This window comes from uncultured Corynebacterium sp., assembly GCF_902782855.1.
Lineage (GTDB): Bacteria > Actinomycetota > Actinomycetes > Mycobacteriales > Mycobacteriaceae > Corynebacterium.
Map to the genome: position 1 here is coordinate 1 of NZ_CACZOO010000348.1, position 4469 is coordinate 4469.

6 protein-coding genes are annotated in these 4469 nt (G+C 68.8%); 3 read left to right on the top strand and 3 right to left on the bottom strand.

The window, feature by feature from the left end; all coding sequences use genetic code 11:
- From QZV72_RS14090 to QZV72_RS14100, 3 genes are all read left to right on the top strand, one after another.
- Positions 1-967, top strand: a 967-nt coding sequence (locus QZV72_RS14090; RefSeq protein ID WP_297009309.1) for an ERAP1-like C-terminal domain-containing protein, incomplete at its 5' end; no start/stop codon positions are given.
- A 162-nt stretch (positions 968-1129) separates the two neighbouring features.
- Positions 1130-1489 (top strand): globin, encoded by a 360-nt coding sequence (locus QZV72_RS14095; RefSeq protein WP_297009316.1) that lies wholly within the window; start codon positions 1130-1132, stop codon positions 1487-1489.
- Positions 1482-2351 carry a TSUP family transporter gene (locus QZV72_RS14100; protein ID WP_297009311.1) on the top strand — a complete coding sequence of 290 codons (870 nt, stop codon included), beginning with the start codon at positions 1482-1484 and terminating at the stop codon, positions 2349-2351. The genes QZV72_RS14095 and QZV72_RS14100 overlap by 8 nt, the downstream gene beginning before the upstream one ends.
- Here QZV72_RS14100 and QZV72_RS14105 read toward each other — a convergent pair whose 3' ends face one another.
- The 3 genes from QZV72_RS14105 to QZV72_RS14115 form a co-directional block, all read right to left on the bottom strand.
- Positions 2352-3080: a hypothetical protein gene (locus QZV72_RS14105; RefSeq protein WP_297009312.1), complete on the bottom strand. Its 729-nt coding sequence runs from the start codon at positions 3078-3080 to the stop codon at positions 2352-2354.
- Positions 3081-3114: 34 nt separating this feature from the next.
- A complete protein-coding gene (locus tag QZV72_RS14110) occupies positions 3115-3615 on the bottom strand; it encodes a thioesterase family protein (protein WP_297009313.1) in 501 nt (166 codons plus the stop codon).
- Positions 3616-3653: 38 nt separating this feature from the next.
- Positions 3654-4469 (bottom strand): ATP-binding cassette domain-containing protein (locus QZV72_RS14115; protein ID WP_297009315.1); only part of this gene is annotated, 816 nt, incomplete at its 5' end.

The window sequence follows — 4469 nt, forward strand, 5'->3', positions numbered from 1 at the left end:
CACCTACGGCTTCATCGACCTCGACGCCGACTCACTGGCTTTCGCCGTCGCCAACATCGCCCGGATCGCCGACCCGATGGCCCGGGTACTCATCTGGTCCGCTGCCTGGCAGGCGACCCGCAACGCCCAGATGAAGGCCCGCGAGTTCGTCACCCTCGTCGCCCGGGGTGCCGTCGCAGAGGACCAGCTCGGCGTCCTCGAGCAGGTACTCACCCAGGCGATCTCCGCCGTCGAGAACTACGTCGCCGACGACTGGCGGGACCAGGGACGCCGTATCCTGCGCAACGCCTTCCGCGCCGGGGCCGAGGCGACCGACGGCCAGGCCCGGCTCGCCTTCGTCCGCGCCTACACCGCCGCAGCGCAGACCCCGGCGTCCACCGCATGGATCCGCGGCCTGCTCGGGCTGGAGGACACCACCTCCGCCGACGCCCTGCTCCCCGGCTTCCCCGTCGACCACGACCTGCGCTGGCGACTGCTCACCGCGCTGGTCGGCACCGCCGGGGTGCTCACCGCCGAGGAATCCGAGGCGCTCATCGCCATCGAGGAGGCGGAGGACCCGACCTCCTCCGGCGCGATGCATGCGCTGGCTGCGCGCGCGGCGCTGCCCGTCACCTCCGTCAAGCGGGAGGCCTGGGACATCCTGACGCTCCACGGTGCGGAGCAGTCCAACCTCGCCCTGCGCTTCCGGATGGCGGGTTTCGCCCACGTCGGCCAGGATGAGCTGCTCGCCGACTTCGGCACCGAGTACGTCGACCGGGTCGTCGGCATGTGGAACTCACTGTCCTCCGAGATGGCGCTGCGTAACTGCGAGGGACTGTTCCCCTCCTGGTCCGGTGCCACCGTGCTCGCCGACGTCAAGGCGCTGACCGATGATGGCGCGACCCCGGCGGGCCTGCGTCGCGTCCTGTCCGAGGGAGTCGCCCGTGCCGAACGCGCCGCCGCCGCCCGCGCCTTCGACGCACAGTAGGACGCCGGTTAGTCTGGGGTCATGACGATCCCCATCTCCCCGGTCCCCGGTGGACCCCGCCGGCGGCCGGCCCGGCAGGACCATCAGGAACAACAGTCGGCCCGGTCGACTCAGCCGGCCCGGTCGACTCAGCCGGCCCAGCAGAAACAGAGTCTCTACGACCTGGTCGGCGAGGGCGTCTTCCGGACGATCGTCCACGAGTTCTACCTGCGGATCCCCGGCGACCCCGTCCTGGGGCCGATGTACCCCTCCGACGACCTCGCCGGCGCCGAGGACCGGCTGCGCTGGTTCCTCGTGCAGTACTGGGGCGGACCACAGACCTTCAACGAGCGCCGCGGCCACCCCCGGCTGCGGATGCGGCACATGCACTTCGCGGTCACCCCCGAAGCCCGCGAGCACTGGCTGACCATCATGGCGGACGCCCTCGGCGCCGTCAGCGACGACGAACTCCCCGGCCCCGCCCGCGAGGCTGTGTGGGACCACATGGTGCGGGTCGCCGACATGCTCATCAACCGTGCCTGAGGTTCCGGCACCGCCCGACCTCCCCGGACTCGTCGCCGTCATCGACGTCATCGCCCCGGACTCGGGGCTGACCCCCACCGGCCTGCTCCTCCTCCTGCTCGGCGCGGTGCTCGCCGGCGGGGTGGACGCCGTCATCGGCGGTGGCGGCCTCGTCCTCATCCCGCTGATCCTCGCTCTCGCCCCGGGTCTGCCCGCCCAGGTCGCACTGGGAACCAACAAGTTCTCCGCCGTCTTCGGCACCGCGAGTGCCGGGCTGCGCATGGCGCGGACCGTACAGGTCGACTGGCAGGTGGTCCGGCTCTGTGCTCCCCTCGCCGGTCTCTGCTCCGCCGGCGGTGCCCTCCTCGCCGCCTCGGTGAGCTCCGAGATCCTCCGGCCGGTCGTGGTGGTTCTCATGCTGACGGTCGGCGTGTTCGTCGCGGCGCGTCCCCAGTTCGGGCGGGGCGGCGGCGGTCCCGCGAAGGACACCTGGACCGCCGGCGCCCCGCACCGCCCCTCCCCCGCGCGGCTCGTCACGGGGCTCCTTCTCATCGCCGCCATCGGCTTCTACGACGGCTTCTTCGGACCCGGCACCGGTATGTTCCTGGTGGTCGTCTTCACCGCGCTGATGTCCCGCAGCCTGATCCGGTCGCTGGCGATGACGAAACTCGTCAACACCGCCACGAACCTCGGTGGACTGGTCGTCTTCGCCGCCGGTGGCCACATCCTCTGGCTGCTCGGTGCCGCACTGGCGGTGTCCAATGTCCTGGGCGCCCAGATCGGCGCGAAGCTGGTGCTCGACCGCGGCACCGGCTTTGTCCGCGGTGCCCTACTGGTACTCGTCGCGGTCATGTCGGTGAAACTCATCGCCGACATGCTGTGATCACCGTGGCGAGGGAATGCGGGCCAGGCCCCCGGGTCGCGGCAGGTAGAGCGTACCGAAGAGCGCGTCGACGCGGATCCATGATCCCGTGACGCTGACCCGGATGAGGTCATGGTCTGCCAACCGGGCCGGTGGTTCCTTCACCAGCCCCAGTGAGCCCATCGCGGCGACGACACTGCCGGGGATCTCGATGATCCCGGTCTGCCCGGGGCTGGTCAGACGCAGCAGCGGCTGATCCAGCAGCGACGGTGGCAACCCGTGGGGTCCGGAGTGCGCCTCAGCCTCCGACCGGAACCGGCCGAAAACCTCTCGCACACCGGTGGCGGGGATCGTGTCCACCACGTTCCACCCGTCGGCCGGGGGCGGCGTCCCTGTCCAGAGCATGTCCATCCTGCCACCGAGGTCCAGAGTGACGGGACCACCGGCGGACGCGGCGTCCCCCAGCAGGGCCGGTAGCGGGTCGGCGGAGACCACCGCGCCGTCCTCCGAGACGATGGCGCGGATCCGCTGGGCGACCACGCAACCCAACGGGGTGGCGACGAGCAGGTCCGTGGCGTGCCCCCCGCGGGTGACGAGGCGGACCATCGCGCCGGAATCCATCCGCAGGACGCGGGTGACCACTGCGGCGACACGCCGCAGGGTGGACGCCTGCTCACGGCCCGGACAGGTGAGGGTGAGCGTCGTCGGGCCGGGGATCCCGCCGGACAGGGGGCACAATGGTGGGGTCACAGGCCCCAGGGTACAGCCGCCGACCCGTCGCCGGTCAGATGCCGGTGTCCGCCTCGGAGTCCTTCTTCGCCCGGGCTCGCGCGGAGGTGTCCTCCTCCTCGACCGGGAGCATGAACATGTTGATGACCTCGATGTCCCCCTCGGTCCAGGGCCGCGTCTTCCCGGAGAGGATGTCCACGGCCACGTTGACCGTGTCGACCACGGCGACGATCCTGTGTTGGGCGTTGCGGATGTTCTGGCGCATCCTGAAGGACTTTTCGCCGATCTCGTACATGAACGACTCGACGACGACCTGCGTCTCACTCGACGACAGGGCCTTGCGGTAGTCGACGGATGCCCACCGGACGATGAACGCCGGGACTGAGATGTCCATCTCCGTGAGGACGTCCCGGACGAAATCGATCCGGGCGTCCTGCGAGAATTCCAGGTACGCGGCGTTGTTCACGTGCTGGAACTGGTCGAAGTCCGACCAGCGCAGGTTGACCCGCGTGCTGTGGAAGCGGTTCCCGCTCGCCTCATGCTCGACGAAGGGCATCAAATCTCCTTTTAGCCTGTTTTGTTTATACAAACAGTCTAACGAGAGAGCCGACGATGCGTTACCCGGGCAGGTCGGGCGGCATCTGCGCCGAGACGCTCGACCTTGTTCTTCTCGTAGTCCTCGAAGTTACCCTCGAACCAGAACCACTGGCCCTCGGCGATGTTCCCCTCCCAGGCGAGGATGTGGGTGCAGGTCCGGTCAAGGAACCACCGGTCGTGGGAGATGACCACGGCACAACCCGGGAACTTCTGCAGCGCGTTCTCCAGGGAACCGAGGGTCTCGACATCGAGGTCGTTGGTCGGCTCATCGAGCAGGATCAGGTTGCCGCCCTGCTTCAGGGTCAACGCGAGGTTCAGCCGGTTGAGCTCACCACCGGAGAGCACCTTCGCCGGCTTCTGCTGGTCTGCACCCTTGAACCCGAAGGCGGAGAGGTACGCACGCGAGGGCATCTCGTTCTGGCCGACGATGATGTAGTCCAGGCCGTCGGAGACGACCTGCCACACCGTCTTCTCCGGGTCGATGTTCTCACGGTTCTGGTCGACGTAGCTCAACTTCACGGTCTTGCCGACCTGCACCTCACCCTCGTCCGGCTGCTCCAGACCGACGATGGTCTTGAACAGCGTCGACTTACCGACACCGTTCGGGCCGATGACACCGACGATGCCGTTGCGGGGCAGGGTGAACGACAGGTCCTTGATGAGGACGCGACCGTCGAAGCCCTTGGTGAGGTGCTTGACGTCCACGACCTGGTTGCCCAGGCGCGGCGGGGTCGGGATCTGGATCTCCTCGAAGTCGAGCTTCTTGTACTGCTCGGCCTCCGCCGCCATCTCCTCGTAGCGCTGCAGGCGGGC